Genomic DNA, 25,083 nt, shown 5'->3' on the forward strand with positions numbered 1-25,083 from the left:
CCCCCCAAGCCAACTGATCATCGGCCGCGTCAACCTAGCCGACGGCGACGGCGAGGACCAGGGGTTTCCACTGGTCAGGCGCGCGTGACCAGCCGTGCCCGGCGGGCGGCCCGCTTCCCTCGTAGGGTGAGTCCCGCACGTGACGGAAGGGAGGCCGAGGTGGCCGAGACGACGGTGGCCGAGGTGTTGGCCGAGCTGGCCGGGCTCGAGGACCCGAAGGCGCGCCAGGTCAACGAGAGACACGGCGACGATCACGGCGTGAACCTCGGCAAGCTGCGCGCGATCGCGAAGCGGCTGAAGACGCAGCAGGACCTCGCGCGCGGGCTCTGGGAGACGGATGACACCGCGGCGAGACTGCTGGCGCTCCTGATCTGCCGCCCGAAGGCGTTCGAGCGCGACGAGCTGGACGCCATGTTGCGCCAGGCGCGCGCATCCAAGGTGCACGACTGGCTCGTGAACTACGTGGTGAAGAAGAACCCGCATGCCGAGGAGCTGCGCGTCGCCTGGTCCGCCGATGCGGATCCGGTGGTCGCGAGCGCCGGCTGGGCGCTGACCACCGAGAGGGTGGCGAAGAAGCCCGATGGCCTCGATCTGCCGGGGCTGCTCGACGTCATCGAGGCGCAGATGAAGGACGCCCCGGATCGCCTCCAGTGGGCGATGAACCACTGCCTGGCGCAGATCGGGATCGAGCACCCCGAGCACCGCGCCCGTGCCATCGGCATCGGTGAGCGCCTGGGAGTGCTCAAGGACTACCCGACCTCCCCGGGGTGCACGTCTCCGTTCGCGCCCACCTGGATCTCGGAGATGGTGCGCCGCCGGCACGACAAGGCGGGGGCCTGACCGAAGGCCCGGGATACGTAGCCGTCGAGGAGTTCCCCGAAGGACCGGGCTGAACCGATGTCCGGGGCCTCGCTCACGACTTCCTCCGCGAGGCTCGCGAGGAAGTCCACGTCGGCCCAGCCGCCCCGGAACACAACCACCAAGAGCTCAGAGTCTCCGGGACCGGTGACGTGGACGCCGACGGAATCCGGGTCCTCCACCTGTGCACGGCTCTGTTCCAGCTGCTGCGGCCAAGCCGCGGCACCGTCCCGCCAGGTGAGCGGCCCGACCACGAGGCCGGTGGCCGTCCACTGAGGCCGACGGCTGCTGATCTGGGCGGCTGCCTGGTCGAGATCGACGAGATGTTCCACCGGCAGATCGTCGGTCACGCCACACGGTCACGTCCACCAACTTCTGCTCGGCGGACCGGGGAGAGGGGGAGGGGGAGGGGGAGGCGAGCTTCATCCGGGGATGGAGAGGGTGTTGGCGGCAGGGGGCCCGGTGATGGTTAATGGCAGGGTGCAGGGGTGGGGGATGCCTGCTGCTGCCGTGCGTGCCGGTGCGAAGGGCGGGAGTTGCCTGTGAGTGCTGAATCGTCGGGGTTACCTGAATCGTTGGGGTCACCTGAGTCGTCGGGGTCACCTGCGTCATCAGGGGCGCAGGGCTCCACCGGTGGCGTGCCAGCCGGCTCCGGCCGGCGCTTCGTCGATCGTTGCGTGGTGGTGAGCGGGGGAGCCCAGGGGATCGGTGGGGCCACGGCCCGGCGGCTCGCCGCCGAGGGGGCCGGCGTGGTGATCGCCGATGTGGACGTCGAGGAGGGCGAGCGCACCGCGCAGGCCATCCGCAAGGACGGCGGGCGTGCGGTGTTCGAGGCGTGTGATGTGGCCGAGGAAGAATCGTGGGCGCGGGCGGTGGCGGTCGCCCGCGCCCACTTCGGCCCGGTGGCCGGTCTGGTCAGCAACGCGTACACGGTGCGCGGCGGTGCGGCCGACGCCATCGAAGTGTCCGACTGGAACCTGCAGTTGTCGGTCATGCTGACCGGCACGTTCCTCGGGGTACGGGCCTGCCTGGACGACCTGCGGGCCACCCGGGGCGCGGTGGTCTTCGTCTCGTCCGTGCACGCCGTCATGGGTCTGCCCGGACGCCCCGCCTACGCGGCGGCGAAGGCGGGCCTGACCGGTCTGGCGCGCCAGCTCGCGGTGGAGTACGCGCCTGCCGTACGGGTCAACGCCGTCCTGCCGGGGCCCATCCTGACCCGCGCCTGGGACACGATCGGCGCTGACGACCGGGCCCGCAGCATCGAGCAGACTCCCGCGGGCCGCCTGGGCCGCCCGGACGAGGTCGCGGCGAGCGCGGCGTTCCTGCTGAGCGGCGAGGCCTCCTTCGTCACCGGGGCCAGCCTCGTGGTGGACGGCGGATGGAGCGTGTTCAAGACGTCCGCCTGAGCCGATCCCGCTGCTTGCCCGCTTGCCCGCTTGCCTGTCTGCCTGTCTGCCCCGCCCCGCCCCCGCCATCTGCCTTGCCGTACAAGGAGGTTGACCCGATGAAGATCACCCGTGTCGAGACGTTCTCCGTGCCGCCCCGCTGGCTGCTGTGCCGTGTGGAGACCGACGAGGGAGTGGTCGGCTGGGGCGAGCCGGTGGTCGAGGGGCGCGCGGCCACGGTCCGCGCGGCCGTGGGCGAGCTCGCCGAACTCCTCGTCGGCAAGGACCCGTCGGGCATCGAGGACCATTGGCAGGTGATGACGAAGGGGTCCTTCTACCGGGGCGGCCCCGTCCTCTCCAGCGCGGTGGCCGGCCTTGACCAGGCGCTGTGGGACATCGCGGGCAAGCGCCTCGGCGTGCCGGTGCACGTGCTGCTCGGCGGCCCGGTCCGCGAGCGGGTCCGCGCCTACAGCTGGGTGGGCGGTGACAGCCCCGCCCACATCACCGAGCAGGTGACGGCCCAGGTGGAGGCGGGCTTCACCGCGGTCAAGATGAACGCGAGCGGTCGCATGAACCGCCTCGCCACTGTCGCCGACGTCGACGCGATCGTCACCCGTGCCGCCGCGGCCCGCGAAGTCCTGGGCCCCGAGCGGGACTTCGCGCTCGACTTCCACGGCCGTTTCCACGCCGCGAACGCCCGCCGGTTGCTGCCGCATCTGGCGCCGCTCGCCCCCATGTTCGTCGAGGAACCGATCCTGCCGGAGTACGACCACCTGCTGCCCGCCCTGGTCGCCTCCTCGCCCGTGCCGATCGCCACCGGGGAGCGCCTGTACTCGCGGCAGGACGTGCTGCCGGTCCTCCAGGCCGGCGTCGCGGTCCTCCAGCCCGACCTGTCGCACGCGGGCGGCATCTCCGAGGTCCGCCGCATCGCCTCGCTGGCCGAGACCTTCGACACCCTCATCGCCCCGCACTGCCCGCTGGGCCCCGTCGCGCTGGCCGCCAGCCTGCAGATCGCCGTCAGCGTGCCCAACTTCCTCATCCAGGAACAGTCGATCGGCATCCACTACAACACCGGCGCCGACGTCCTGTCCTACCTCGCCGACACCGAGGTCTTCCGCTTCCACCAGGGTCATCTGCTGCGCCCGACCGGACCGGGGCTCGGCATCGAGATCGACGAGAAGGCGGTACGCGCGGCCGACGACAGCCAGGCGGACTGGCACAACCCGGTGTGGCGGCACGAGGACGGTTCGTTCGCCGAGTGGTGAGCGCGGCCGGGGAAGAGGGCTGCGGGAAGAGGACTGCGGGACGAGGGCGGCGGTGGCACCGGCCGCGTCGCGGCGGGCGAGCCGGTAGTTTGGGGGCGTGGACCCGGTTCCGTACGAGGACGACCGCCTGCGCGGGTGGGAGGTCGCCTGCCCGCGCCGCCCGTCGCCGTTCACCGGCGTGGAGATGGCCGGATTCCGCGACAGGGCGGCGACCGGACTGGACACGCGGGTCATTCCGCAGCCGCTCGTGACGGTCGTGATCGAGCTCGGTGACGACGCCCTGGCCGTCGACAACACCGGCGGCAGCCGGGAGTTGAGGAGCCTTGCCGCCGGGCTCTCGCCCGGCGAGACCCGTATCCGCGGGGAGCGTGTGGACTGCGTCGAGGTACGCATGTCGCCGGTGAGCGCCTACTCGCTGCTGGGCGTGTCCCTCTCCGATCTGAACGGCCTCGTGGTCGGCCTGGACGAGCTCTGGCGCCATGAGCCCCGACTGCGCGAGCAGTTGAGCGGCATCAGCGAGTGGGAGGGCCGCTTCGCGCTGGTGGACGAGTTCCTGGCGCGGCGCCACGCCTCGGCGCGGTCGATGGACCCGGAGGTCGTCGCCAGCTGGGAGCACATCGTCGCCCGCCGGGGCCAGGTGCGGGTCGACGAGCTGGCGGTGTCGTGCGGGTGGAGTCGCAAGCGGCTGTGGTCGAGGTTCACCGCCCAGGTCGGCCTGACGCCCAAGCGGGCCGCGATGCTCGTGCGCTTCGACCGCGCCGTCCGAGGCCTGTCGGCGGGCCGGGGCGCCGCCGAGGTCGCCGTGGCGTGCGGGTACGTCGACCAGTCCCACCTGCATCGCGACGTGTTGGCCTTCGCCGGCTGCACGCCGGGCGCGCTGGGGCAGCCGTCGCAGCCGGAACATTCGTCCAAGACGTGAGGTGCCGCGGCCGGTGAGGGTGGGCCCATGCCCAGCCATCACCCCGCGGGGACCGCCAGGAGCAGGCCGCCGTTCGACGGATCGCCGAACGCACCGGCCCTGGTGCTGATCCACGGATACGCCGCCCCGACGGCTTGGTGGAACCCGCTGGTTCTGCTCCTGGCCACGACGCGCGGCGTCCTCGCCGCGGAACCGCTCCTGGCGTTCACAGGGGCAGGGCGCGCTCGTTCACCACGTGCTTCATGACGAGGGTGGAGCTCAGACGCTGGACGCCGGGCAGCGTGGCGAGCTTGTCGTCGTAGAGCCGCTGGAAGGCGGGCAGGTCCTTGCTGACGATGCGTACGAGATAGTCGGGATCCCCGAAGAGGCGCTCGGCCTGCTGGATCTCGGGAATCTCGGTGAGGGCCTGCTCGAAGGCGGCGACGGTGTCACGGTCCTCCTGGCGCATGGTGACGAAGACCAGCGCCTCGAAGCTCAGGCCCACGGCGCGCGCGTCCAGGATCGCGCGGTAGCCGCGGATGGCTCCGCCGCGTTCGAGTTCGCGCAGTCGGCGGTGGCAGGGCGAGAGGCTCAGCCGCACGCGGGCCGCCAGCTCCGTGACCGTCAGACGGCCGTCCTTCTGGAGCTCGGCAAGAATCTTCCGGTCCACATCATCCATGGGGGAGATCCTGCCACTGAAGCTGCCCTGGCTGGCAATACTTGGAAACACCTTTGGTCATATCGGAACTAATCTCCTACTCAGAACCAGTTTGAGAGGGAGAAGTACGTCGTGGCAGTCAGCTCCATCACCGCCTTCTGGGCGGTCTCAGTCCTGCTCATCCTCGTACCGGGGGCGGACTGGGCCTATGCGATCAACGCGGGGCTCCGGGACCGGTCCGTGGTGCCGGCCGTCGGCGGCCTGCTGCTCGGCTATGTCGCGCTGACCGCCGTGGTCGCCGCCGGAGTGGCGGCGGTCGTGGCGAGCACGCCCTCCGTCCTCACCGCCCTGACCGTCCTCGGCGCCCTCTACCTGGTGTGGCTCGGCGCCACGACGCTGGCCCGGCCCGCCGTCGCCGGGACCGCGTCGCAGGACACGGGGAGCGAGGCGGTGCGGTCCCGGATACTCAAGGGAGTGGGTATCAGCGGCCTCAACCCCAAGGCGCTCCTGCTCTTCCTGGCCCTGCTGCCGCAGTTCACCGCCCCGCACGGCAGCTGGCCGCTCGCGGCCCAGATCGGCACGCTCGGAATGGTCCACACGCTCAGCTGCGCCGCGATCTACCTGTGCGTGGGCGTCCTGTCCCGCACCATCCTGCGGGCACGCCCCAAGGCCGCGCGCATGGTCACCCGCATCTCGGGCGCCGCCATGATCGTGATCGGCGTCCTGCTGCTCGCGGAGCGCCTCGCGGCCTGAGGCGGGTGCCTCACGCGGCGTCGGGCCGGCCGCTCCACTCGTGCGCGAGCAGGGACCAGATCTCCATGTCGTGTCGGACGCCCTTGTAGAGGGACTGCTCGCGCAACGTGCCGTCCAGACGCATGCCCATCCGCTGGGCGACGGCGCGGCTGCGTGAGTTCCCGGCGCTGTTCCACCACTCGATGCGGTGCATGCCGCGCTCGCCGAACGCGTACGCGATCAAGTGCCGGACCGAGGCGCTGATCAGGCCGTGACCCTCACCCGCCGGCTCGGCCCAGACGCCGATCTCGCAGGTTCCGGCCTCCGCGTCGAACCGCACGAACATGACCCCGCCGATCAAGGTGCCGTCCCGCCAGATCCCGTAGATCCGTCCGGAGTCGGATGCCTGCTTGTCCGCGTAGCTCTGGAGGGTGGCGCGGGCGGATGCCAGATCGGTGGAGCGGGAGGCCCACGGAATCCAGGGGTCGGTGTTGGAGCGGGCCCGGTCGATGTGGGCCAGGAACTCGGCGTCCTGCCAGGGCTCCAGCATGCGGAGCTCGGCATTCTCGGTCAGCGGTATGGCATACATGGCTGGTCCTATGCGGTTGTCCGGCTGGGCGTGCGCGGTGTCGGGCCCGGCGCACCCAGGTACGTAACGAACGTTGGGTATGTACTCTAGCGGTCATGACGCCGCCAGCCCGTACCGACCATGACGCCCGCCGGACCGAGGTCTCCCAGGCGGTGTGGCGGGTCCTGGCCGCGCACGGCTTCGGCGGTCTCACCCTGCGCGCGGTCGCCGCGGAGATGGGCGCCACCACCGGCCTGTTGACGCACTACTTCCCCAGCAAGCGAGCCCTGCTGCGGCACGCCCTGGAGGTGCTCGACCGGCGCTCGGCCGAGCGCCCGCGCCCGGCGGCGGAGCGGGCCGGGGCGGCGTCGGGCCTGGTGATGCTGCGGGCCACGCTGCTGGACATCCTCCCGCTGGACGCCGAGAGCGCGGCGAGCAACCGGATCTGGGTGGCTTCCTGGGACGTGGCGCTCGCCGACCCGGAGCTGTCCCAGGAGCACGCCGAGCGCTACCGCCGCGCGCGCGAGCGGATGGCCGGACACGTCGCGGAAGCCCAGCGCCGGGGCGAACTGCCGCTCGCCCCGCGGCCCGAGGACACCGCCGCGGCGGCGCAGAGCTTCGTACTGGGCCTGGTCGTCCAGGCGCTGTTCGCACCCGGGGAGTTTCCTGCCGAGCGGCAGGTCGCGCTGGTGGACGAGTACTTGGCGCGGATGGGCGACGGGAGTGACGGGTGCGACGGGACCGCAGCGGGGGAATGAGCCGCTGGTCGACCACCCGCCGGGTCACGGCCTGCTTGCGACCCGGCAGGTCGTAGTCGCCCGCGCCACCCCCCTTCCCCTGCTGTTTGCCTCGCCAGGTATCTTGCATCGCATGGAACCAGGTGATTCGACCAAGCAGGCCCGGGCAGCCGCCCAACTGCGCAAGGGCGTCCTGGAGTACTGCGTACTCGCCCTGATGCGGGACCGCCCCCGCTACGGCGTGGAACTCCTCCAGGCCCTGGAGGACTCCGGTGCCCTGGCCACCAGCCAGGGCACGGTCTACCCGCTGCTCTCCCGGCTCCGCCGCGACGACCTGGTCACCACCACCTGGCAGGAGTCCGCCTCCGGCCCACCCCGTCGCTACTACGCGCTCACCGACAGCGGCCGCGCCGCACTCGACGAGTTCACCCGCGTCTGGCCCGGCTTCCGCAACGCCGTCGACGCCTTCCTGACCACCCCGCATCCCCCCACCGGAGACCTCGCATGAAGACCTCTGCCGATCCCGTACGCGACTATCTCTGCGCCGTCGAGCGCGAGGCCTCCGCGCTCCCCGCCGACCGGCGCCAGGAACTCCTCGCCGATCTCGCCGAACACATCGAGGTGACGCGCGCCGAACGTCCCGATGCGGTGATCGGTGAGGTTCTGGCGGAGCTGGGGGACCCTCGGACGATAGCGGCGACGGCGCTGGCCGAGGCGGGGAACGGAACCGCCTGGGCCGCCGGGGCCCCGGCCCGCGGCGGTGCCGGTGCGCCCGCCCGGCGCGGCAAGGTGCACCCCCTGGCCCCGCTCCTGATGCTCACCCTCCCGTTCCTCCTGGCGGCGGTCCTTCCCGACGTCCCCGCCGCACAGCTCTGCAGCACCCTGTTCCGCGTCGCCGGCGCGGTGCTGCTCTGCACCTCGGTGCACTGGACCTCGGTGCAGAAGACCACCGGCGTGCTGCTCACCGCCGTCCTGCCGACGGTCGCCATCAGCATCTGGATCTCGTCCGACGGCGCCCCGTCGGGAGACGGCCCGGCTCTCTTCGCCAACCTGGTGACGTTCGCCCTGCTGGCCGGCACGACAGCGTGGCTGTGGCGGGTCCGCCGCGCCTGAGGCGGGGCCTGGGCCGCGATGTCGGTGCGCCATGACACGCTGACGGTGCCCGGCGGTGCCCATCACCTCGAAGCCGATGCTGCCGCCGGGCAACTCCTGCTCGTCATCGCGCCCATCGACGAACCACAGGACGTCGGCCAGGCCTCGGCCAGGGCGCGGGAGAGAGCCCGCCCGCCGTCAAAGCCAGTCGTGCTCACGCGCGTAGCGCGCCGCGTCGTGGCGGGTCCGGGTCTGGGTCTTCTGCATGGCGTTCGAGAGGTAGTTGCGTACGGTGCCCTGGGCCAGGTGGAGGCGGGTGGCGATCTCGGCGACGGAGTAGCCGTCGCCGGTCACGCGCAGGACGTCGATCTCCCGGTCGGTCAGCGGGCAGTCGTCGACGACGGCGAGCGCGGAGACGTCCGGGTCGATCCAACGCCTGCCCTCGTGCAGCGTGTTGATGACCGACGTGATGTGCGCGGGCTCCGCCGACTTGCTGACGAAGCCCTGGACGCCGAGTTTCAGGGCCTTGCGGAGCACACCGGGCCGGGCATGGCGGGTCAGCATGAGGATCACCTGGTCCGGCCGCGCACGGCGGATCTCCGCGACGGCGTCGAGGCCGTCCATGCCGGGCATCTCCAGGTCGATGACCAGTACGTCGGGCCGGTGTCGAAGTGTGGCCCGGACAGCCGATGCGCCGTCCTGTGCTTCGGCGAGCACGGTGATCTCACCTTCGAGAGGCAGCAGCGCCGCCAGCGCCTTGCGGAGGAGGGCCTCGTCGTCGGCGAGCACCACGGTGGTCATCGGTCGTCCTTCGGCGCGGGGGAGGGCGGTGCGGTCGAGGGAGGAGAGGCGAACACCGCAGCCGTGCGAAAGCGCCCGTCCTGCTGCTCCACCGTCAGCTCGCCTCCGCTGTCGCCCACGCGTTCCTTGAGGGTGGCGAGGCCGCCGAGGACGGGGAGGGGAGCCTTTGGCGCGCCGTCGTTGACGATGGTGATGCCCGATTCCGAGAGAGTGATCCGCACCCGGGTGGCCTGCGCGTGGCGCAGGATGTTGGTCGTCGTCTCGCGGAGGACCTGACCGAGGAGCCCGTTGACGCTCTCGTCGACGTCGGCCTCGCGGTTGACGCGTACATGGATGCCCGCGGCTTCGAAGAGGTTCTTCGCGTTCTCCAGCTCCACGGACAGATTGAGCCGCCGCTGTGCGTAGGCGAGTTCCTTGGTCCGGGCGATGGTGTCGCCGACCAGGGCGTGCACCTCCCGCAGTTCCTCCGCCACGCGCTCGATGTCGCTGCGCAGCAGCTTCTCGGCCAGCGTGATCTTCAGTTTCACCACGTGCAGCGTATGGCCCTGGATGTCGTGCAGATCGCCGGCGAAGCGGATGCGTTCGCGGATGACGGCCAGCTCCGCCTCACGTTCCCGTGACTGCTCGATGACCTTGTAGAAGCGCTGGTTGAAGAACATGAGGCCGGTCGCCGCCACGGTGATGCCCGTGGGCAGGAGGACGTAGAGGACCAGCACACGGGCAGCGTCGTCCGGCGACTCCAGGAGCCTCGTCGCGCCTACGGCGGCGATGAACGAGGCCAGTGCCAAGGTGGCCGCCCCGCGGTGGCGCGGCAGCTGCGAGATGAAGTAGGGGCCCACGATCGTGATGCCGTAGCACGCCGTGTGGCTGTCGGTCACCAGCACGCCGACCGTCCACACGGCAGCGGTGACGATCAGGCAGGGGAGTACGAGGCGGGAGGTGTCGCCCGTCGTCCACCGCTCGACGACCACCAGGCCCGCCACCACCCCCAGGGTCAGGAGGGCGGCCTCCCACCAGCTCCGGGCATCGACCGCCACAAGGACCGCGCCCACGACGGCGAGCGGCGGGAGGAACGCGGTGAGGTTGACGTTGCGCAGCCGCCCCCGCGTCGTGCGGGCGTACTCGGGCATCGTGTGGGCCGTTCGTGGGGTCGGTCTCACCGGTCGTCACCAGGGTAGGGGCCGGGGTCGGGATGGAAAGTCTGTGCCTCAGTATTCTTCCGGCTCCGCGGGCGTCACCAGTGACACCACGTCATGCCTTCACCCCGAGGAATGTCATGGCGCGGTGATGACACCACGCCCCTGCCGGACGGGCGTGGCGGCGGCTGAAATCGATGCATGACCTCGACACCCGTCATCGACGTTGAACGTCTCAACCTCAGCTACGGCGACTTCCACGCCGTGAAGGACCTGTCCTTCCAGGTGGAGAAGGGGGAGCTCTACGCGCTGCTCGGCACGAACGGGGCCGGCAAGACCTCGACCCTGGAGACCATCGAAGGCCACCGTACGGCCACCTCGGGCACCGTGCGGGTCTTCGGGCAGAGCCCGCGCGACCGGCGCGCCGTGCGGCCCCGGATGGGCATCATGCTGCAGGAGAGCGGATTCTCCCCGGATCTGACCGTGCGGGAATCGGTCCGCCTGATCGGGAACCTCTCCCGGCGCAGGGACCGGGTCGAGCGCGTGCTGGGCGTCGTCGACCTCACGCACAAGGCCGGAACCCAGGTCTCCCAGCTCTCCGGCGGTGAGAAGCGGCGTCTGGACTTCGCCACCGCCGTCTACGGCAGCCCCGAACTGGTCTTTCTGGACGAGCCGACCACGGGCCTGGACATCCGGTCCCGGGACGCCCTGTGGGACGCCGTGGACAAACTGCGCGAAGACGGCTCCACCATCGTGCTCACCACGCACTACCTGGAAGAGGCCCAGCAGCGCGCCGACCGCGTCGGGCTCATGCATCAGGGCGCCTTCCATCAGGAAGGAACCGTCGCCGAGCTGACGCGGACCCTGCCGGCCGCCATCCGCTTCTTCCTGCCCACGCCCGCGCCGGCGCTGCCGCTGCGGGCCACGCGCGAGAGCGACGGGAAGGTCCTCATCGAGACCTTCGGCCTGCAGAAGGACCTCCACACCCTGCTCGGCTGGGCACACGACAACGCGGTGGAACTGCGGGAGCTCGAAGCCGGACCGACGCGGCTCGACGACGTCTTCCGCGCCATCGGCAGCGCATAGACCGCGTCCGCTCTCACACCCGTTCCCGCGCACCCAAAGCCAGTCCGCTCCCGGAACTTCCCGAGAAGAGGCCCCACCATGCTCTCCATCGCCCTGAGCGAGCTCACCCAGATCTTCCGGAACCGGCTGGTGCTGCTCAACAGCTTCATCATCCCCGTAGCGGTCTGCGTGTTCTTCGTCTACAAGCACGAGACCTTCGAGGAGTTGCGCAGCCTCGGGTACATCGCGGCGGTGGTGATGTTCACCGTGGCCGCCTTCGGTCTCTACGCCACCACGGTGACCACGCTGGCATCGCGCCGCCAGACCCTCTTCCTCAAGCGGCTGCGCTCCACCCCGGCGGGCGACGCCGGCATCCTCTCCGGGCTCGTTCTCCCGGTCACCGTCCTCGCCCTGGTCCAGGTGACCGCGATCCTCGCGGTGCTGGCCGCGGTGGCCGGCGAGCCGGACAACGTCCTTCTCCTGGTGGCCGCGGTCCTCTCGACAGTGATCATGATGCTCGCCCTGGGACTGGCCACGGCGGGTGTGACGAACTCTCCCGAACACGCCCAGGTGACCACCCTGCCCATCAGCCTCGGCGCCATCGCCGTCGCCAACTGGGTGGCCATCACCGGCACCCAGGAGCTCACCCTGCTCAAGCGGCTGCTCCCCGGCGGCTCGGCAACCGAACTGGTCCTCAACGCCTGGAACGGCGGCGTCCCCGTGGCCGAGTCCCTGCCCCTGCTGCTGCCCACCCTGGCCTGGGTCGTCGTCTCCGCCACCCTGGCCGCCCGGCTCTTCCGCTGGGAACCGCGCCGGTGACCGTGCGGCGCTCAGGGCCGCCGTCAGCGCCCCGGTGTTCGGGAGCGGTGCGCCGCGACGCCGGTGAGGGCCGGCTCGATCTCGGGACGCAGGACGAGTGCGTCGTCGTAGTCGCCGCGGTGTTCGTGGCGGTAGGGCAGTGGCTCGGTGACCGGCAGTGTGCGCAGGCGCTCGCGCAGTTCGGCGGCGCGGGTGCGGTAGCCGGCGGCGTCCAGGCGGTCGGCGCCGTAGACGACGTACGGCGGGAGTGCGTCCATCCCCGTGTACCAGAACGTGCCGTGCAGCACCGGGAACAGCACCTCGTCCAGCTGCCCGTGGATTCCGCGCGGGCCGAAGCCCGACTCCCGTGCGCCGACCGAGGTGATGACCATGGCGCGTTTGCCGGAGAGGCCGCCGTCTCCGTAGCGCAGGGTTCGCCCCGCGTCGTCCTGGAGTCCGAAGGCGAAGCCCTGGACGAGGACCCGGTCGAACCAGCCCTTGAGGATGGCGGGCGGTCCGAACCACCACAGCGGGAACTGGAACACCAGTGTGTCGGCCCAGGCGATCTTCTCCTGCTCGGCCGTGATGTCGTCGGTCAGCTTGCCCGCGCTGTAGGCGTGTTCCTGCTCGGCGCCGACCAGGAGCCGGTCGACCGCTTCGCGGTGGAAGTCGCCGGAGTCCACCACGGGTTTCCAGTCCATGGCGTAGAGATCGGACTCGCGGACCTCGTGCCCGAGGTCGCGCAGTTCCTGTATCCCGTCGTCGCGCAGGGAGCCGTTGAGGGAGTGCGGTTCGGGGTGGGCGAATATCCAAAGAATCTTCATGCCATCGATCCTCCGCCGCTGTTCGGCGGGGGACGAGTGGCCAGATGGCCAGGGAGTGCAAGGATCTGGCCACGGGTGAAGTCCGGGGGTGTTGCGCGCATCGAGTGGTGTCTCACCCTCAGGGGGAGGGTGAGGGTCGAGGCGCCGGGGCCGTGCGCGGTTGCCCGGCGGCGCCGCCCAGGACGGTTTCGCAGTCCTGTCGGGCCGCGGGGCTCAGCAGGGGGCGGAGCCTGGTGAGGAGCCGCAGCAGATCGGCGCCCGACCGGGCTCGGAAGTCGCTGTCGACGCGCGCGATGTCGAGTTCATTGGCCGCGGTGAGTTCGGCGAAGTCCTCCAGTCGGCGGCGGGAGGGTACGAAGGCGCGGCCGGTGAAGCGGTCCCGGAAGCGTGGGGACCGGCCGGTCAGTGTGGGGTAGGAGGCCCGCCGGTCGCAGCTCGCGTAGAAGTACACGAGTGACTCGGCTTCGGGGCCGAGGGCCGCGGTGGCCTGCGCGCGCCGGTCGAGCGGCAGCAGCGCCGGGGCGAAGCCGTCGGTGCCGTACAGCGCGTGGCACAGTCCGGCCAGCCGCAGGGCCGGCCGCGCGTTCCAGTGGGCCAGTTGTCGGTGTACGCGTTCGAGGTGGGCCAGGAGTGTGCCGCCGGGGTGGTCGAGGGTCTCGGCGCCGAGGTCGAGGAGGAGTTGCCGTGCGGCACGGGCGGCGTCGGCGGTGTCGGTGGCATCGGTGGCGTCCAGCATGGACTCGGGTTCCTTTCCGGACGGCGGCTGCCGGTTGCTGATGAACCGGGTCGCGGCGACGGAGGAGGCGGGGTCGGCACCCGGTCACCCCGCGACGCCGTCCGGAACAGCACTGCGGACGTGGCCGGGTTGCCGCCCTGGGCCCGCGAAGAGCGTCCCGCCCCCGCCGTATCCAAGTCAATCCTCGGGTTTCCTTGCAGGCACCCAAGCTTCAGCTTCGGTGGCCGACGCAAGCCGCGCACGCAAGGCCCGGCGCGTGCCCCCACGGCCGGTCCGAAGCCCCCTGCGCAGTGGCCTCGCCGGGGCCGAGTCGCCCCCGGAGCAACGCGGCCCGGTCAGGCGTCGGCGCGCGTGCTCTCCCGTACCACCAGCTCGTAGTCCGCGGTGAGCCGCGTGTGCGGGGCCATCGCGCCCGCGTCGATCCTGCGCAGCAGCGCGTCCACGGCCAGTTCCGCGATGCCCCGCTTGTCGGGGGAGACGGTGGTCAGACTCGGCACGCTGTAGCGGGACTCCTCCACGTCGTCGAAGCCGACCACGGCCAGGTCCTGCGGGACCCGCAGCCCGTGCTCGTGCGCCACCCGCAGCGCGCCGGAGGCCAGCAGGTCGTTGAAGCAGAAGACGGCGTCCGGTGGATCTCCCAGCGCCAGGAGCGCGCGCATCGCGCTGGCCCCCTCGGCGCGGGTGAACGCCCGGGTGTCCGGGGCCAGTTGGGGGTCGTGCGGGACGCGCGCCGCGTGCAGTGCGGTCAGATAGCCGTGCATGCGCTGGACCGTCGTGGCGTGGGCGGGGCCCGAGGGCTGTCCGATGACGGCGATGCGGCGCCGGCCCAGGGACAGCAGATGGTCGGTGGCCTCGCGCGCCGCCGCCGAGTTGTCGATCAGGACGTGGTCGGCGGGGATCTCGTACGACTGCTCGCCCAGGAGCACGAGCGGTACGCGGCGTTCGCGGGCGGCCAGGACCTGTTCGTCCAGGCGCAGCGGGCTGAGCAGGACGCCGTCGATGAGCGGGTCGCTGAGCCCGCAGGCGATGCGCAGTTCCTCGTCCGCGCTGCCTCCGGTGTCCTCGATGAGCACGGTGCAGCCGCGCTTCTTCGCGGCCGCGATGACCTGCGCGGCCAGTTCGGCGAAGTACGGCGCGACGAGTTCGGGGACGGCGAGCGCGATGATGCCGCTGCGTCCGGTGCGCAAGTGGCGTGCCGAGGCGTTGGGTTGGTAGTCGAGGTCCGCGATGGCGCGCAGGACGCGTTCGCGTGTCCGGTCGGCGACCTTGGTCTCGCCGCGGACGACGTTCGACACCGTCTTGATCGATACCCCGGCGCGCTCCGCGACGTCCTTCAGGCGGGTGCCTGCCACGGTGTTCTCCCTCCCCCGACAGCAGCAGCGTACGTCATGGTCCAACGTTGTAACCGGTGAGGACGGCAAGGATGCGCCAGATCCATGAGCAGGTACGTGAACAGGTAATGCATGCCTAGGTGTTGACGCCGTATTGCCACCTGAGTACAACGTTGTAAACACAGCGGGCGGCCACGAGACGCGGTTGCCGTTGCTGCACATTCCAACGTTGCACTGCGTATTGCTCGTCTGCCGTGGAAGGACGCATGCCCATGCGGGACCGCATACCGACCCCGTCGCCGCCCGCCCCGTCCCGCCGCCGTGTGCTGCGCACAGGGCTCGCGCTCGGAGCCTCCGGCGCCACCGCGCTCACCGCCGGAGGCTGCGGCAGCACCCTGGCGCAGGGCTTCACCGGCGGCGCGCCCTCGCCCTCGCGGCTGAACTTCTGGAACCCCTTCACCGGCGGCGACGGCGAGCGGATGCTGGCGATGCAGGACGCCTACCGGACCGCGCACCGCTCGACCGAACTGAAATCGGCGACGTTCCTGTGGGGCAACCCGTATTACACGAAGCTCACCCTTGCCACGCTCGGCGACCGGCCCCCGCAGGTCGCCGTGATCCACCTGTCGAAGCTGCCCACGCTCGCCCAGGCCGGTCTGCTCACCGAACTGCACACCGAGGACCTGGCCCGGCACGGTCTGACCGAGGACAAGTTCGACGCACGGCCGTGGCGCACGTCCCAGGTCGGCGGGCAGCCGCACGCCGTGCCGCTCGACACCCACCCCTTCGTCCTCTACTTCCGCACGGACATCGCCGAGAAGGCCGGACTGCTCGACGGGCAGGGTCAGTTGGTGGACGTGGACGGGCCCGACGCCTTCATCGACGCGCTGCGCGCGGCGAAGGAGGTGACCGGCGCCTGGGGCGGTTCGGTCGCCTCGGTGAAGGAGGCCTCCATGCAGTTCCGGCTGTTCTGGTCGCTCTACCGGCAGGTCGGCGGCGGGGACCTGGTCGCCGACCAGGGCAAGCGGGTGGTCATCGACACCGCCGCCGCGGCCGAGGCGCTCGCGTACGTCCGCCGCCTCAGCCAGGAGAAGGTGATCCCGGCCAACACCGACGGGAAGGCCGCCATCACGCTGCTGACCACGGGCAAGGCCGGGTTCCTGATGGACGGCGTCTGGCAGGCCCTCGCGGTCCAGTCCGCGAAGGTGAAGTTCGACATGCGCCCGCTGCCGCGCATCTTCAAGGACGCGCCCTACGCCTGCGCCGCCGACTCGCACGCCCTGGTGCTGCCGAAGGCCCCCACCGAGTCGGCCCAACGCCTCGATCTCTCCCTGGGGTTCATCGCCTCGATGCTGCACTCCAGCAAGCTGTGGGCGGAGGGCGGGCACGTGCCGGCCTGGCTGCCGACCCAGCGTTCACGCGCGTACGAGGAACTGGTGCCGCAGTCGCACTACGCCGCGGCCGCCGACGGCGCGGTCTACGACCCGGCCGCCTGGTACGGCGGCGCGGGCAGCACCCTGCAGAACGTGGTGGGCGACGCGGTGACCTCCGTGTTCACCGGTGACACCAGCCCCACGGCGGGCGCCGCGCGCCTGCGCCGCGACCTGCGCACCCTGGCGGCGCGCCCCGCTCCCGTATGACCGGGCCCGCCCCCGACCGCCGCTCGACGCCCCTTGCTCCACCCTCCCCCGGATCCCGTACGCCTTGACCGAAAGGCCGAACCGTGGCCACGACGACCGCCCCCTCCCCGACGTCCAGCAGAGGCGACCGCTGGGCAGGACCGGGGATGCTGCTGCCCTTCGCCCTCTTCTACCTGGTGTTCCTGGTGGGTCCGCTCATCTACACCGTGATCGCCGGGTTCTTCGAGACGAGCCTGCTCAAGAGCGGCCTCGGTGACTTCGCGGGCCTGTCGAACTACACGGCGGTGCTGAGCGACGCGGAGTTCTGGCGGACCCTGCGCAACACGCTGTGGTTCACGGCCTTGACGACCGTGCCGCTGGTGCTGCTCAGCCTGGTCCTCGCGGTGCTCGCCGACCGGTTCGTGCGCGGCCGCTGGTTCTTCCGGTTCGCGTTCTTCGCGCCGTTCGTGCTGCCCTCCGCGGTCATCTCGCTACTCTTCATGTTCATCTACGCCGATCAACTGGGCCTGGCCCAGGAGGCGGTGAAGTGGGTGGGCGTGGACACCCCGCCGTCCTGGCTCGGTGACCCGGACTGGGCGATGCTCTCCATCGCGGCGGCCACCGTGTGGTGGACCATCGGCTTCAACTTCGTGCTCTACCTGGCCGGCCTGCAGGACGTGCCGCGCGAGGTCCACGAGGCGGCCGCCATCGACGGGGCAGGACCCTGGCAGCGCATCCGGCACGTGGTCGTGCCGATGCTGGGCCGCACGACGACGCTGGTGACGGTGTTGCAGGTCATCGCCTCGCTGAAGGTCTTCGACCAGATCTACATGATGACCGGCGGCGGCCCCGACGGCAGCACCCGCTCCTCGCTCCAGCTCATCTACGACACCGGGTTCGTCGAGGGCCGCGTGGGCTACGCCTCGACCGTGTCGCTGCTGCTGTTCGTGGTGATCCTGTTCGTCTCCCTCGTCTGGTTCGCCCTCGTACGCCGTGCCGAGAAGGAGAACTGACCATGACCGCGATCGCCACGCGCCCCGAGACCGGACAGCGCGGCACCACCGCCCCGCCGGCCCGCCGCCGCGACTCGGAGCGCCTGTTCAACCGGGTGGCCCTCGGCACGCTCATCGCCCTCGCGCTGCTGTGGCTCGTTCCCCTGGCGTGGGCGCTGGCCACCTCGATCCGGCCCGCGCAGGAGGTCGTCACCAATCCGACCGGATGGTTCACCGCGCATCCGACCCTGGACGCGTACGGGGAGATCTTCGACGCGGGCAAGCTGCCCTACTGGTACGCCAACAGCTTCATCACCTCGATCCTCACCACCGTCCTCACGGTGGTCATGGCGTCCCTGGCCGCGTTCGCCCTGTCGCAGACCCGCTTCCGGATGCGCCGGGCCGCGTTCGTGATGCTGCTCGCCGGCATCATGATCCCGGGGCAGGTCCTGATGATCCCGCAGTTCCTCGCGCTCCAGTCGGCCGGTCTGCTGAACACGTACTGGGGCGTCGTCCTGCCCCAAGTCCCCAACGTGGTCGCCGTGTTCGTCTTCAAGCAGTTCTTCGACGGGATCCCGCGCGAGCTGATCGACGCGGCGCGCGCGGACGGCGCGGGCTGGCTGCGCACCTACTGGCAGATCGTGATGCCGATCTCCCGTCCGGCCGTCTCCGCCGTCACGATCTTCGTGTTCGTCGGCGTCTGGAACAACTTCCTGTGGCCGCTGCTCGTGGTCACCGACCCGGAAATGATGACGCTGCCCGTCGGACTCACCTCCGTCCAGGACGTGTTCGGCGTGCCCTACGCCCAGCTCATGGCATCCGCCGTGCTCGGCGCGATCCCGCTGCTCGCCGTGTTCGCGCTGTTCCAGCGCCGCATCGTCGAGGGCATCGCCGGCACCGGCCTCAAATAGCCCACCCTCTGCCCGACCCGAGCCAGCACACCGCACCACAGAGAGAGGCACCCGAACATGCCGCACACCGCACGGTTCGTCATCGACCCCGAGTTCAGCGTCGGCGACGTCGACCCGCGCCTGTACGGAACCTTCGTCGAGCACATGGGACGTTGCGTCTACACCGGCATCCACGACCCCGAGCACCCCACCGCCGATGCCGACGGCTTCCGCGGCGACGTCGCCGAGCTGGTCCGCGAACTGGGCACCGGCCTCGTGCGCTACCCCGGCGGCAACTTCGTCTCCGGCTACCACTGGGAAGACGGCGTCGGACCGGTATCCGAGCGCCCGCGCCGCCTCGACCTGGCATGGCGCTCCATCGAGACCAATCACGTCGGCACCAACGAGTTCCTCGGCTGGGCACGCCGGTTGGGCCTCGACCCCATGATGGCCGTGAACCTCGGAACGCGCGGCATCGACGCCGCCCGCGCCTTGGTCGAGTACTGCAACCACCCGGGCGGCACCGCCTGGTCGGACCTGCGCATCAAGCACGGCGTGAGCGATCCGCACGGCGTGAAGCTGTGGTGCCTGGGCAACGAGATGGACGGACCCTGGCAGACGGGCCACAAGTCGGCCGTCGAGTACGGACGCCTCGCGGCGGAGGCCGGCAAGGCGATGCGTCAGGTCGACCCCTCCATCGAGCTCGTCGCGTGCGGCAGCTCCAACTCGCGGATGCCCACGTTCGGCACCTGGGAGCGGGAAGTCCTCGAGCAGACCTACGACGAGGTCGACTACCTCTCCCTGCACGCCTACTACGAGGAGTTCGACGGCGACCGCGCCAGCTTCCTCGCATCGGGCGCGCACATGGACCAGTACATCCGCGACGTGGTGTCGACCGCCGACCACGTGCGGGCGGTGCGCGGCGCCAAGAAGCACATCAAGCTCTCCTTCGACGAGTGGAACGTCTGGTACGCGGCCCGTTTCGTCGGCGAGCGCAACCTGGAGACCGCCGAGACGCCCCGGCTCATCGAGGACACCTACAGCGTGACCGACGCCGCCGTGGTCGGCTCGCTGCTCATCACGCTGCTGCGCAACGCCGACCGCGTGGCCATCGCCTGCCTGGCCCAGCTGGTCAACGTCATCGCACCCATCCGCACCGAGCCTGGCGGCGCCAGCTGGCGCCAGACCATCTTCCACCCCTTCGCCCAGGCGGCCCGCTTCGCGACCGGCCGCGTCCTGCGCACCGACGCCACCGGCCCTCGCATCGACACGCCTCAGTACGGTGACGTGTCCGCCCTGGACACCGTGGTCACGCACGACGAGCAGACCGGCGCGCTCACCGTCCTGGCCGTCAACCGTGACCAGGAGCAGCCGCTGCGTCTTGAGGCCGCGCTGCGCGGGGCGGCCGGCGGATACCGCGTCGTGGAGCACCTGGTCCTCGCCGACCAGGACCCCGACGCGGTCAACACCGAGGCGGACCCGGACCGGGTCGTGCCGCGCCACGCGTCCGGCACGCACATCACCGCCGAGGGGACGCTGGCGGCCGAACTGCCGCCGGTCTCCTGGAACGTCATCCGCCTCGCGCCCCAACAGGGCTGATAGCCGGGCCCAGTTCACCGATTCACCCCCATCCCCGCAGAGTCAGGAGAGGCCCATGTCAGCGCACGACCCCGCACGACCACGTCTCCTCCGCCCCACCGTCCTGTTCCCCCTGTTGCTCGCCTTCCTGGCGGCGCTGTTCGTCACGCAGTCCGGATCGTCGGCCGACGCCGCGACCGGCACCCTGCTGCGCGACGGCACCGGCCTGTACCCACGTGCGGTCAGACTCGCCCACAGTGGCGACGCCAACGGCCGGGTCCTGGCCTCCGTGGTCACGTTCTCCGGGAACAACGGGCTCGGCGCCATCCACGAGAGCACGGACGGGGGCGCGTCGTTCCGCGAGGTCGGCACCGTGCGCGACCCCGAGGCGGCCGGCGGGCAGGGGCTGTGCTGCTCGACGCTGTACGAACTGCCGCAGCGCATCGGCAAACTGCCCGCGGGCACGCTGCTGTGGGCGGCGTCGGTCGGGCAGGACGAGCCGAACCGGCGCATGGCCCTGCGCGTCTTCAAGAGCAATGACGTGGGCCGCAGTTGGAGCTATCTGTCCACCATCGCCACCGCGTCCAACGACAAGGGACTGTGGGAGCCGGAGTTCTCCGTCGACGCCTCCGGGCGACTGGTGGCGCACTACTCCGACGAGACCGACGGCGTGCACAGCCAGAAGCTGGTGGCCGCCCGCACCGCGAACGGGGTGACCTGGACCGGGCACCACGACACCGTCGCCAGCACGCTCGCCTCGGACCGGCCCGGCATGGCGGTGGTGCGCAAGATGGGCGACGGGACCTACTTCATGTCGTTCGAGATCTGCGCGGCCGCGGGCCAGTTCCAGTGCGTCGTGCACTACCGGACCTCGTCCGACGGCTGGAACTGGGGCGCCGCCACCTCCCTGGGCATCCGCCCGGAGACCGCCGACGGCAAGTACTTCAAGCACGCGCCGAACCTGGGGTGGGCGCCCGAGGCGGGCAACCCGAAGGGCAGGCTCTTCCTCGTCGGCCAGGTCATGTACAACCGCGACGGCAGCAAGGCGGCCGGCAGCGGGCGCACCGTCTGGGTCAACGGCAACGGCGGTGCGGGCAGTTGGCGGGAGATCCCCGCCCCGGTCGCCGTCGAGTCGACGACCGTCGACTACTGCCCCAACTACAGTTCCAGCCTGCTGCCGTCGGCCGACGGCAACCGGCTCCTCGAAATCGCCACGGACTGGTCCGGCTCGGTCTGCAAGCCGTACTTCGCCACCGGGGCGGTGCCCGCGGCCTGAGCGAGAGCTGCCGGCCGGGGTGTCACCCCGGCCGGCAGCGGCGTCCATGGAGCGATTACGGAGCAATCGCATTGCCGCCGAAGGTGACCACGAGGCGCCCGTCCACCGCGTAGGTCCACTTCAAGGCCCCGGCGTACGAGGAGCAGCGAGAGCCGTTCGAGCCGGACCAGAACTGGTTCGAGCTGTCGGAGTTGCCGACGATCTTGTCGTTCGTGCCACTGCCGCCGCGGCACGAGGTGTTGTTCCGGAACACCGAAGTGCCGCCGTCGAAGGAGTAGTTGCGCTCGTCGTTGTCGATGCTGACGTTGTCCGACACCGACATCGTGCCGAGGTTCCTGTTGTAGGTGAATCCGTGCTTGCCGTTGTTGTAGGCGATGTTGCGCCGGATCACGTGGTTGACGCCGATGTCCTCGCCGCCGAGCTTGTAGCCGTTGCGATCCCCGTTGCCGGCCTGGGAGCCGTCGCTGAGGGTGCCGTTGTCGTGGGCGAGGGAGTCCTCGATGGTGACCGCGCCGATGGGGCCCGTGTCCGACTTGGTGTACAAGTCCCAGCCGTCGTCGATGTTGTTGTGGGCCACGGCGTGGCGGAAGACGTTCCCGGGCCCGGAGGTGAGCTTGGCGGCGAAGCCGTCGGCGTCCTCACCGTCGGAGTCGGCGTTGTCGTGCGACTCCGCGCTCAGGACGAGGTTGTTGGACGGCCACTGGCTGCTGGGGGTGCTGGAGAGCATCCGCGAGAGCTGGAGTCCGGTGTCACGGTTGTAGCGCGTCACCGTGCGCTCGAAGACGTTGTTGCTGCCGCCGACGAAGATGCCGTTGTCACCGGCGCGTTCGACGACGATGCCCTTGACGTGCCAGTACGACCCGTTGACCGCGAGCCCGCGGTTCGAGGTGGCCTCGCTCTGGGCGGAGAAGTTCAGGACCGGCGTCTCGCCCGGGTAAGCGGACAGTTCGGTGCGATCGCTCGCGGTGCCGTTGTTCCCCTGGGGGATCGTGATCGTCTGCGCGTGGCGGTAGGTCCCGCCGCGCAGGTAGATCGTGCCGCCGGGAGTGATGCGGGTGATGGCCGAGGTGAGCGTCGTGGGATCGGACTGTGTCCCGGTCGCGCCGTCGGTGCCGGTCGGTGACACGTACAGCGCGGAGGCCGATGGTGGCGGGGTGGTGTCGTCGCCCACCTCGGCATCGAGATAGTCGATGTTGGGCAGGCCGGCGGAGGCGGTGGGGCTGAGCCGGACGGTGTTGCTGCCCGACCTCACCGGCACCGTGAGCGTCTTGGTCGCCCAGGTGCCCCACGTGCCGGTGCCCTCGAACGACGCCGAGGTGACCGCCGAGCCGTTCACCGTGACGTCCGCGGGCCGCGCGGTGGTGGTGCCGTTGGCGAAGCGGACCTTCAGCGTCGCGGTGCCCGCGGCGGAGGCGTTCACGGTGAACTGCACGTGGGCGCCGGTCGCGTTGGTGCCGTTGCAGAACCCGCTGCCGGAGTAGCCGGCCCAGTCGGAGTCGACGGTGCCGGTGCAGACCGCGGGGGAGTTCTCGGCCTCGTAGAGGGTGGCCGCGGCCTGCGCCGGGTTGCCGGACAGCGCGACGAGTGTGCCGGCGAGTAATCCGACGCACGCGGTGATGGGTCGTGTTCGCATCGAGGGTCTCCAGGTTGGCGGGCGGGGCGGGGTGACGGGGCTGGGTGCGATGACGCAGGGGCATTCGGCAGCATGAATGGCCGCGGGAACACCCCTTGCACCTGCTGCTGGAAAGCGCTTTCCTGGAAGCTATTGCTACGCCATGGACGCGTCAATGGTCATGTACATGATTCTTATTCATGGATACGAACGGCAGTCCGCGGAACGGGCCGGTGTGCGGCCACACGGGGGAGCCCGCAGCGAGCCTTCGTCGCCCCGACGCCGGCAGCGGCTACCGATCGATCATGACCTACGACCCCCTCGACGAGATGTTCCGGCGGATCGACCTGACGCGGGCCATGGAAGGGCAGTTCGGCACCTGCCGGGACTGGCCGCTGCACCTTCGTGCCGCGCACGCCCAGCTCGAGCAACTGCGCAGACTGCTCGGTGACACCCACTACGAGACGTTCACCGAAAGCGCGGTGGAGGCCATCCGGCGCCGCGCGGAGAGCCAGGACTCCAGGGACCTGCACGGCGAGCACCTCGGTCGGCAACTGCACCAGCGCGTCCAGGCCCTCGGTGGAGAGGCCGCTCACGTCGCGTGGGCGATCGGCTGCGGGCTCACCGTCCTACTCGACGACGAGCAGTACGAGAAGGTCATCACCGCATCGGCGGCGGCGTGCCGGACCGGCGGCTCGGCGGCCGGGCCGGGCAGCGGCGGCGTGCCGACGGACGCCTTCGCGGGTATCGCCCCTGACGCGTGACCTGGCGGGGACAATGGAGGCATGACCGAGCCTGCACCCGCGCAGAACGCAGAGCAGCTTCAGGCTTTCGCCCATGCCCTCAGGCGGGCGATGGTGCCCGCCGTGCAAGGAATGGCCGATCACGTCCAGGCCCTGCACAGGGAGATGGCCCCGATCGTCGACGAGCAGGCGGGCAACCCGTTTCCGCTCACCGCCCAGCACCCCGAACTCGGCTCCTGCCACTGTCCGTGCGACACCCACCCCGAGTTCCCCGGGACGTGCAGGGGCTACGCCGAACCAGGCTTCACCGTCGTCTTCAACGCGCCCGCCACCGGCCCGCGGCGCATGCCGCTGTGCCGGAACTGCCACGACATCCGCATGGGCCTGGCCCCTCAACGCGACTCCGACCTCGAAGCGGTGACCGACACCTGCACCTGCCACTGCCAGGCCAATCACCCCGGCCGCCCCGGCATCTGCGAAGCCGCCTCCGAGGCGGGGGCGACGATCGACGGCGAGCCGGTCTGCCTCGAGTGCGCGGAAGCCGGCCGCGGCTAGCGCCCGGTCGTGCCACGGGTACGGACGGACGGGCTGCGGCGGGCCGCTCTCAGACCTTCGGCTGGGTGAAGCGGATGCTGTTGCCGAAGGGGTCGCGCAGGCCGCAGTCGATTCCGTACGGGCGGTCGGTGGGTTCTTCGGTGAACTCGACGCCGCGGCCCCGCAGCGTCTCGTACGTCTTGCGGCAGTCGTCCGTGCTGAAGATGAGCGAGCCGCCCGTGGCGCCCTTGGTCACCAGCTCACGGACCTGCTGCGCCGTCTCGTCGGACATGGCCGGAGGCCCCGGCTTCTCCAGCAGGATCTGGCGATCAGGGTGTCCGGGGATGCTGACGGTCAGCCAGCGCATGAAGCCCAGGTCGACGTCGGCGCTGACCTCCAGGCCCAGCTTGCCGACGTAGAACTCGAGGGCCTCGTCCTGGTCGAGTACGTAGATCTGCGAGTGCGTGATGGCGTTGAACATGTCCGTCACGCTACTGGGCACGCCGGACGGAAACTTATCCAGAACTGCTCAGCGGCGAGGAGTCGGAACGTGTCGGTCAGGCCCTTGGGCGCGTCCATGCCTTCGTGAAGCACGTCGGTACGTTCGTGGGTGCCGCTTCCTTGCGGTACTGCCGCGGTGACCGGCCGACGATGTCGCGGAAGGTGCGGCTGAAGGTTCCCGGGCTGCCGAAGCCGACCAGGAAACAGATGTCCGTCACGCTGCGGTCGGTCTCGCGCAGCAGGGACATCGCGCGCTCGACGCGGCGGCGTTGCAGATAGCGGTGCGGGGTCTCGCCGAACGTGGCCCGGAAGGTGCGCGTGAAGTGCGCCTGCGACACATGGGCGATACGGGCCAGGGCGGGGACGTCCAGCGGCTGCGCGTAGGAGCGGTCCATCGCGTCCCGCGCCCGGAGCATGCGGCGGTTGGTCTCTTCGGCGGCGCGGGTCACGGTGG

The 25,083-nt window shown here is 70.6% G+C and carries 29 protein-coding genes; 17 read left to right on the plus strand and 12 right to left on the minus strand.

What is annotated here, in order from left to right; genetic code table 11:
* Window positions 1–159 precede the first annotated feature (159 nt).
* Window positions 160–840, plus strand: coding sequence for a DNA alkylation repair protein (locus ACZ6ZP_RS25475; RefSeq protein WP_469408516.1), 681 nt, complete (start codon window positions 160–162; stop codon window positions 838–840).
* Here the strand turns inward: ACZ6ZP_RS25475 and ACZ6ZP_RS25480 are convergent.
* Window positions 750–1,208, minus strand: a complete 459-nt coding sequence (locus tag ACZ6ZP_RS25480) for a hypothetical protein (protein ID WP_469408519.1) — start codon at window positions 1,206–1,208, stop codon at window positions 750–752. The two genes, ACZ6ZP_RS25475 and ACZ6ZP_RS25480, sit on opposite strands and share 91 nt — an antisense overlap.
* 327 nt (window positions 1,209–1,535) lie before the next feature.
* Here ACZ6ZP_RS25480 and ACZ6ZP_RS25485 point away from each other — a divergent pair, with 327 nt between their 5' ends.
* The 3 genes from ACZ6ZP_RS25485 to ACZ6ZP_RS25495 all read left to right on the plus strand — a co-directional run bounded on the left by ACZ6ZP_RS25485 (window position 1,536) and on the right by ACZ6ZP_RS25495 (window position 4,427).
* Complete coding sequence (locus ACZ6ZP_RS25485) at window positions 1,536–2,264, plus strand: SDR family NAD(P)-dependent oxidoreductase (protein WP_351166256.1); 729 nt, start codon at window positions 1,536–1,538, stop codon at window positions 2,262–2,264.
* 98 nt (window positions 2,265–2,362) lie between these two features.
* The gene (dgoD, locus tag ACZ6ZP_RS25490; protein WP_399978929.1) at window positions 2,363–3,508 is read left to right on the plus strand and encodes a galactonate dehydratase; all 1,146 of its coding nucleotides are present in this window, start codon (window positions 2,363–2,365) and stop codon (window positions 3,506–3,508) included.
* 97 nt (window positions 3,509–3,605) lie between these two features.
* Complete coding sequence (locus tag ACZ6ZP_RS25495) at window positions 3,606–4,427, plus strand: helix-turn-helix domain-containing protein (protein ID WP_469408521.1); 822 nt, start codon at window positions 3,606–3,608, stop codon at window positions 4,425–4,427.
* Between the two features lie 38 nt (window positions 4,428–4,465).
* Here ACZ6ZP_RS25495 and ACZ6ZP_RS25500 read toward each other — a convergent pair whose 3' ends face one another.
* Both ACZ6ZP_RS25500 and ACZ6ZP_RS25505 read right to left on the minus strand, forming a co-directional pair.
* Window positions 4,466–4,594, minus strand: coding sequence for a hypothetical protein (locus tag ACZ6ZP_RS25500; RefSeq protein WP_361466052.1), 129 nt, complete (start codon window positions 4,592–4,594; stop codon window positions 4,466–4,468).
* Between the two features lie 38 nt (window positions 4,595–4,632).
* Window positions 4,633–5,085 (minus strand): Lrp/AsnC family transcriptional regulator, encoded by a 453-nt coding sequence (locus ACZ6ZP_RS25505; protein WP_469408522.1) that lies wholly within the window; start codon window positions 5,083–5,085, stop codon window positions 4,633–4,635.
* A gap of 111 nt (window positions 5,086–5,196) precedes the next feature.
* Here ACZ6ZP_RS25505 and ACZ6ZP_RS25510 point away from each other — a divergent pair, with 111 nt between their 5' ends.
* On the plus strand, window positions 5,197–5,817 hold the full coding sequence (locus ACZ6ZP_RS25510) for a LysE family translocator (protein WP_351165818.1): 621 nt from the start codon (window positions 5,197–5,199) through the stop codon (window positions 5,815–5,817).
* A gap of 10 nt (window positions 5,818–5,827) precedes the next feature.
* Here ACZ6ZP_RS25510 and ACZ6ZP_RS25515 read toward each other — a convergent pair whose 3' ends face one another.
* The gene (locus ACZ6ZP_RS25515; RefSeq protein WP_351165820.1) at window positions 5,828–6,385 is read right to left on the minus strand and encodes a GNAT family N-acetyltransferase; all 558 of its coding nucleotides are present in this window, start codon (window positions 6,383–6,385) and stop codon (window positions 5,828–5,830) included.
* 95 nt (window positions 6,386–6,480) lie between these two features.
* On the opposite strand from ACZ6ZP_RS25515, the gene ACZ6ZP_RS25520 reads away from it, so the two are divergent.
* The 3 genes from ACZ6ZP_RS25520 (at window position 6,481) to ACZ6ZP_RS25530 (ending at window position 8,214) form a co-directional block, all read left to right on the plus strand.
* Complete coding sequence (locus ACZ6ZP_RS25520) at window positions 6,481–7,122, plus strand: TetR/AcrR family transcriptional regulator (RefSeq protein WP_351165822.1); 642 nt, start codon at window positions 6,481–6,483, stop codon at window positions 7,120–7,122.
* 112 nt (window positions 7,123–7,234) lie between these two features.
* The gene (locus ACZ6ZP_RS25525) at window positions 7,235–7,609 is read left to right on the plus strand and encodes a PadR family transcriptional regulator (protein ID WP_366462858.1); all 375 of its coding nucleotides are present in this window, start codon (window positions 7,235–7,237) and stop codon (window positions 7,607–7,609) included.
* Window positions 7,606–8,214 carry an HAAS signaling domain-containing protein gene (locus ACZ6ZP_RS25530; RefSeq protein WP_366462859.1) on the plus strand — a complete coding sequence of 203 codons (609 nt, stop codon included), beginning with the start codon at window positions 7,606–7,608 and terminating at the stop codon, window positions 8,212–8,214. The genes ACZ6ZP_RS25525 and ACZ6ZP_RS25530 overlap by 4 nt, the downstream gene beginning before the upstream one ends.
* Window positions 8,215–8,391: 177 nt before the next feature.
* Here the strand turns inward: ACZ6ZP_RS25530 and ACZ6ZP_RS25535 are convergent, their stop codons facing one another.
* Window positions 8,392–8,994, minus strand: coding sequence for a response regulator transcription factor (locus ACZ6ZP_RS25535; RefSeq protein WP_351165829.1), 603 nt, complete (start codon window positions 8,992–8,994; stop codon window positions 8,392–8,394).
* Entirely contained in the window at window positions 8,991–10,124 is a 1,134-nt protein-coding gene (locus tag ACZ6ZP_RS25540; protein ID WP_469408526.1) for a sensor histidine kinase, read from the minus strand. The genes ACZ6ZP_RS25535 and ACZ6ZP_RS25540 overlap by 4 nt, the downstream gene beginning before the upstream one ends.
* Before the next feature lie 207 nt (window positions 10,125–10,331).
* On the opposite strand from ACZ6ZP_RS25540, the gene ACZ6ZP_RS25545 reads away from it, so the two are divergent.
* Window positions 10,332–11,216 (plus strand): ABC transporter ATP-binding protein, encoded by an 885-nt coding sequence (locus ACZ6ZP_RS25545; protein ID WP_469408528.1) that lies wholly within the window; start codon window positions 10,332–10,334, stop codon window positions 11,214–11,216.
* 78 nt (window positions 11,217–11,294) lie between these two features.
* The gene (locus tag ACZ6ZP_RS25550; protein ID WP_468615729.1) at window positions 11,295–12,014 is read left to right on the plus strand and encodes an ABC transporter permease; all 720 of its coding nucleotides are present in this window, start codon (window positions 11,295–11,297) and stop codon (window positions 12,012–12,014) included.
* Between the two features lie 23 nt (window positions 12,015–12,037).
* On the opposite strand, the gene ACZ6ZP_RS25555 is transcribed toward ACZ6ZP_RS25550, so the two are convergent.
* The 3 genes from ACZ6ZP_RS25555 to ACZ6ZP_RS25565 form a co-directional block, all read right to left on the minus strand.
* Entirely contained in the window at window positions 12,038–12,817 is a 780-nt protein-coding gene (locus tag ACZ6ZP_RS25555) for an NAD(P)H-dependent oxidoreductase (RefSeq protein ID WP_351165836.1), read from the minus strand.
* A 118-nt stretch (window positions 12,818–12,935) separates the two neighbouring features.
* Window positions 12,936–13,553, minus strand: coding sequence for a DUF6817 domain-containing protein (locus tag ACZ6ZP_RS25560; protein WP_361466030.1), 618 nt, complete (start codon window positions 13,551–13,553; stop codon window positions 12,936–12,938).
* A gap of 335 nt (window positions 13,554–13,888) precedes the next feature.
* The gene (locus ACZ6ZP_RS25565; RefSeq protein ID WP_351165840.1) at window positions 13,889–14,905 is read right to left on the minus strand and encodes a LacI family DNA-binding transcriptional regulator; all 1,017 of its coding nucleotides are present in this window, start codon (window positions 14,903–14,905) and stop codon (window positions 13,889–13,891) included.
* 251 nt (window positions 14,906–15,156) lie between these two features.
* On the opposite strand from ACZ6ZP_RS25565, the gene ACZ6ZP_RS25570 reads away from it, so the two are divergent.
* From ACZ6ZP_RS25570 to ACZ6ZP_RS25590, 5 genes are all read left to right on the plus strand, one after another.
* Window positions 15,157–16,524: an extracellular solute-binding protein gene (locus tag ACZ6ZP_RS25570; protein WP_351165843.1), complete on the plus strand. Its 1,368-nt coding sequence runs from the start codon at window positions 15,157–15,159 to the stop codon at window positions 16,522–16,524.
* Between the two features lie 83 nt (window positions 16,525–16,607).
* Window positions 16,608–17,516: a carbohydrate ABC transporter permease gene (locus ACZ6ZP_RS25575; protein WP_351165845.1), complete on the plus strand. Its 909-nt coding sequence runs from the start codon at window positions 16,608–16,610 to the stop codon at window positions 17,514–17,516.
* A 2-nt stretch (window positions 17,517–17,518) separates the two neighbouring features.
* A complete protein-coding gene (locus tag ACZ6ZP_RS25580) occupies window positions 17,519–18,406 on the plus strand; it encodes a carbohydrate ABC transporter permease (protein WP_351165847.1) in 888 nt (295 codons plus the stop codon).
* A 57-nt stretch (window positions 18,407–18,463) separates the two neighbouring features.
* Entirely contained in the window at window positions 18,464–19,984 is a 1,521-nt protein-coding gene (gene arfA / locus ACZ6ZP_RS25585) for an arabinosylfuranosidase ArfA (RefSeq protein ID WP_366462867.1), read from the plus strand.
* Between the two features lie 55 nt (window positions 19,985–20,039).
* Complete coding sequence (locus ACZ6ZP_RS25590) at window positions 20,040–21,239, plus strand: sialidase family protein (protein WP_469408531.1); 1,200 nt, start codon at window positions 20,040–20,042, stop codon at window positions 21,237–21,239.
* Between the two features lie 55 nt (window positions 21,240–21,294).
* On the opposite strand, the gene ACZ6ZP_RS25595 is transcribed toward ACZ6ZP_RS25590, so the two are convergent.
* Window positions 21,295–22,872, minus strand: a complete 1,578-nt coding sequence (locus tag ACZ6ZP_RS25595) for a carbohydrate-binding protein (RefSeq protein ID WP_469408533.1) — start codon at window positions 22,870–22,872, stop codon at window positions 21,295–21,297.
* 284 nt (window positions 22,873–23,156) lie between these two features.
* On the opposite strand from ACZ6ZP_RS25595, the gene ACZ6ZP_RS25600 reads away from it, so the two are divergent.
* Together ACZ6ZP_RS25600 and ACZ6ZP_RS25605 are read left to right on the plus strand one after the other, a co-directional pair.
* Complete coding sequence (locus ACZ6ZP_RS25600; protein WP_351165854.1) at window positions 23,157–23,615, plus strand: hypothetical protein; 459 nt, start codon at window positions 23,157–23,159, stop codon at window positions 23,613–23,615.
* A 21-nt stretch (window positions 23,616–23,636) separates the two neighbouring features.
* On the plus strand, window positions 23,637–24,149 hold the full coding sequence (locus ACZ6ZP_RS25605) for a hypothetical protein (protein ID WP_366462870.1): 513 nt from the start codon (window positions 23,637–23,639) through the stop codon (window positions 24,147–24,149).
* A gap of 49 nt (window positions 24,150–24,198) precedes the next feature.
* Here ACZ6ZP_RS25605 and ACZ6ZP_RS25610 read toward each other — a convergent pair whose 3' ends face one another.
* Together ACZ6ZP_RS25610 and ACZ6ZP_RS25615 are read right to left on the minus strand one after the other, a co-directional pair.
* Window positions 24,199–24,609, minus strand: coding sequence for a VOC family protein (locus tag ACZ6ZP_RS25610; RefSeq protein ID WP_361466008.1), 411 nt, complete (start codon window positions 24,607–24,609; stop codon window positions 24,199–24,201).
* Window positions 24,610–24,685: 76 nt separating this feature from the next.
* Window positions 24,686–25,078 (minus strand): AraC family transcriptional regulator, encoded by a 393-nt coding sequence (locus ACZ6ZP_RS25615; protein WP_351165860.1) that lies wholly within the window; start codon window positions 25,076–25,078, stop codon window positions 24,686–24,688.
* Window positions 25,079–25,083: the final 5 nt, after the last annotated feature.

The sequence above is a fragment of the Streptomyces sp. NPDC054047 genome, from assembly GCF_055585065.1.

Bases quoted from the DNA above. Each gene is read 5' to 3' on its own strand.
- ACZ6ZP_RS25525 (WP_366462858.1), top strand. From the start codon at position 7,235: ATGGAACCAGGTGATTCGACCAAGCAGGCCCGGGCAGCCGCCCAACTG.
- ACZ6ZP_RS25590 (WP_469408531.1), top strand. From the start codon at position 20,040: ATGTCAGCGCACGACCCCGCACGACCACGTCTCCTCCGCCCCACCGTC.
- ACZ6ZP_RS25540 (WP_469408526.1), bottom strand. From the start codon at position 10,124: ATGCCCGAGTACGCCCGCACGACGCGGGGGCGGCTGCGCAACGTCAAC.
- ACZ6ZP_RS25605 (WP_366462870.1), top strand. From the start codon at position 23,637: ATGACCGAGCCTGCACCCGCGCAGAACGCAGAGCAGCTTCAGGCTTTC.
- ACZ6ZP_RS25515 (WP_351165820.1), bottom strand. From the start codon at position 6,385: ATGTATGCCATACCGCTGACCGAGAATGCCGAGCTCCGCATGCTGGAG.
- arfA (WP_366462867.1), top strand. From the start codon at position 18,464: ATGCCGCACACCGCACGGTTCGTCATCGACCCCGAGTTCAGCGTCGGC.
- ACZ6ZP_RS25505 (WP_469408522.1), bottom strand. From the start codon at position 5,085: ATGGATGATGTGGACCGGAAGATTCTTGCCGAGCTCCAGAAGGACGGC.
- ACZ6ZP_RS25545 (WP_469408528.1), top strand. From the start codon at position 10,332: ATGACCTCGACACCCGTCATCGACGTTGAACGTCTCAACCTCAGCTAC.
- ACZ6ZP_RS25580 (WP_351165847.1), top strand. From the start codon at position 17,519: ATGACCGCGATCGCCACGCGCCCCGAGACCGGACAGCGCGGCACCACC.
- ACZ6ZP_RS25535 (WP_351165829.1), bottom strand. From the start codon at position 8,994: ATGACCACCGTGGTGCTCGCCGACGACGAGGCCCTCCTCCGCAAGGCG.
- ACZ6ZP_RS25560 (WP_361466030.1), bottom strand. From the start codon at position 13,553: ATGCTGGACGCCACCGATGCCACCGACACCGCCGACGCCGCCCGTGCC.
- ACZ6ZP_RS25550 (WP_468615729.1), top strand. From the start codon at position 11,295: ATGCTCTCCATCGCCCTGAGCGAGCTCACCCAGATCTTCCGGAACCGG.
- ACZ6ZP_RS25595 (WP_469408533.1), bottom strand. From the start codon at position 22,872: ATGCGAACACGACCCATCACCGCGTGCGTCGGATTACTCGCCGGCACA.
- ACZ6ZP_RS25600 (WP_351165854.1), top strand. From the start codon at position 23,157: ATGACCTACGACCCCCTCGACGAGATGTTCCGGCGGATCGACCTGACG.
- ACZ6ZP_RS25610 (WP_361466008.1), bottom strand. From the start codon at position 24,609: ATGTTCAACGCCATCACGCACTCGCAGATCTACGTACTCGACCAGGAC.
- ACZ6ZP_RS25530 (WP_366462859.1), top strand. From the start codon at position 7,606: ATGAAGACCTCTGCCGATCCCGTACGCGACTATCTCTGCGCCGTCGAG.
- dgoD (WP_399978929.1), top strand. From the start codon at position 2,363: ATGAAGATCACCCGTGTCGAGACGTTCTCCGTGCCGCCCCGCTGGCTG.
- ACZ6ZP_RS25570 (WP_351165843.1), top strand. From the start codon at position 15,157: ATGCGGGACCGCATACCGACCCCGTCGCCGCCCGCCCCGTCCCGCCGC.
- ACZ6ZP_RS25555 (WP_351165836.1), bottom strand. From the start codon at position 12,817: ATGAAGATTCTTTGGATATTCGCCCACCCCGAACCGCACTCCCTCAAC.
- ACZ6ZP_RS25520 (WP_351165822.1), top strand. From the start codon at position 6,481: ATGACGCCGCCAGCCCGTACCGACCATGACGCCCGCCGGACCGAGGTC.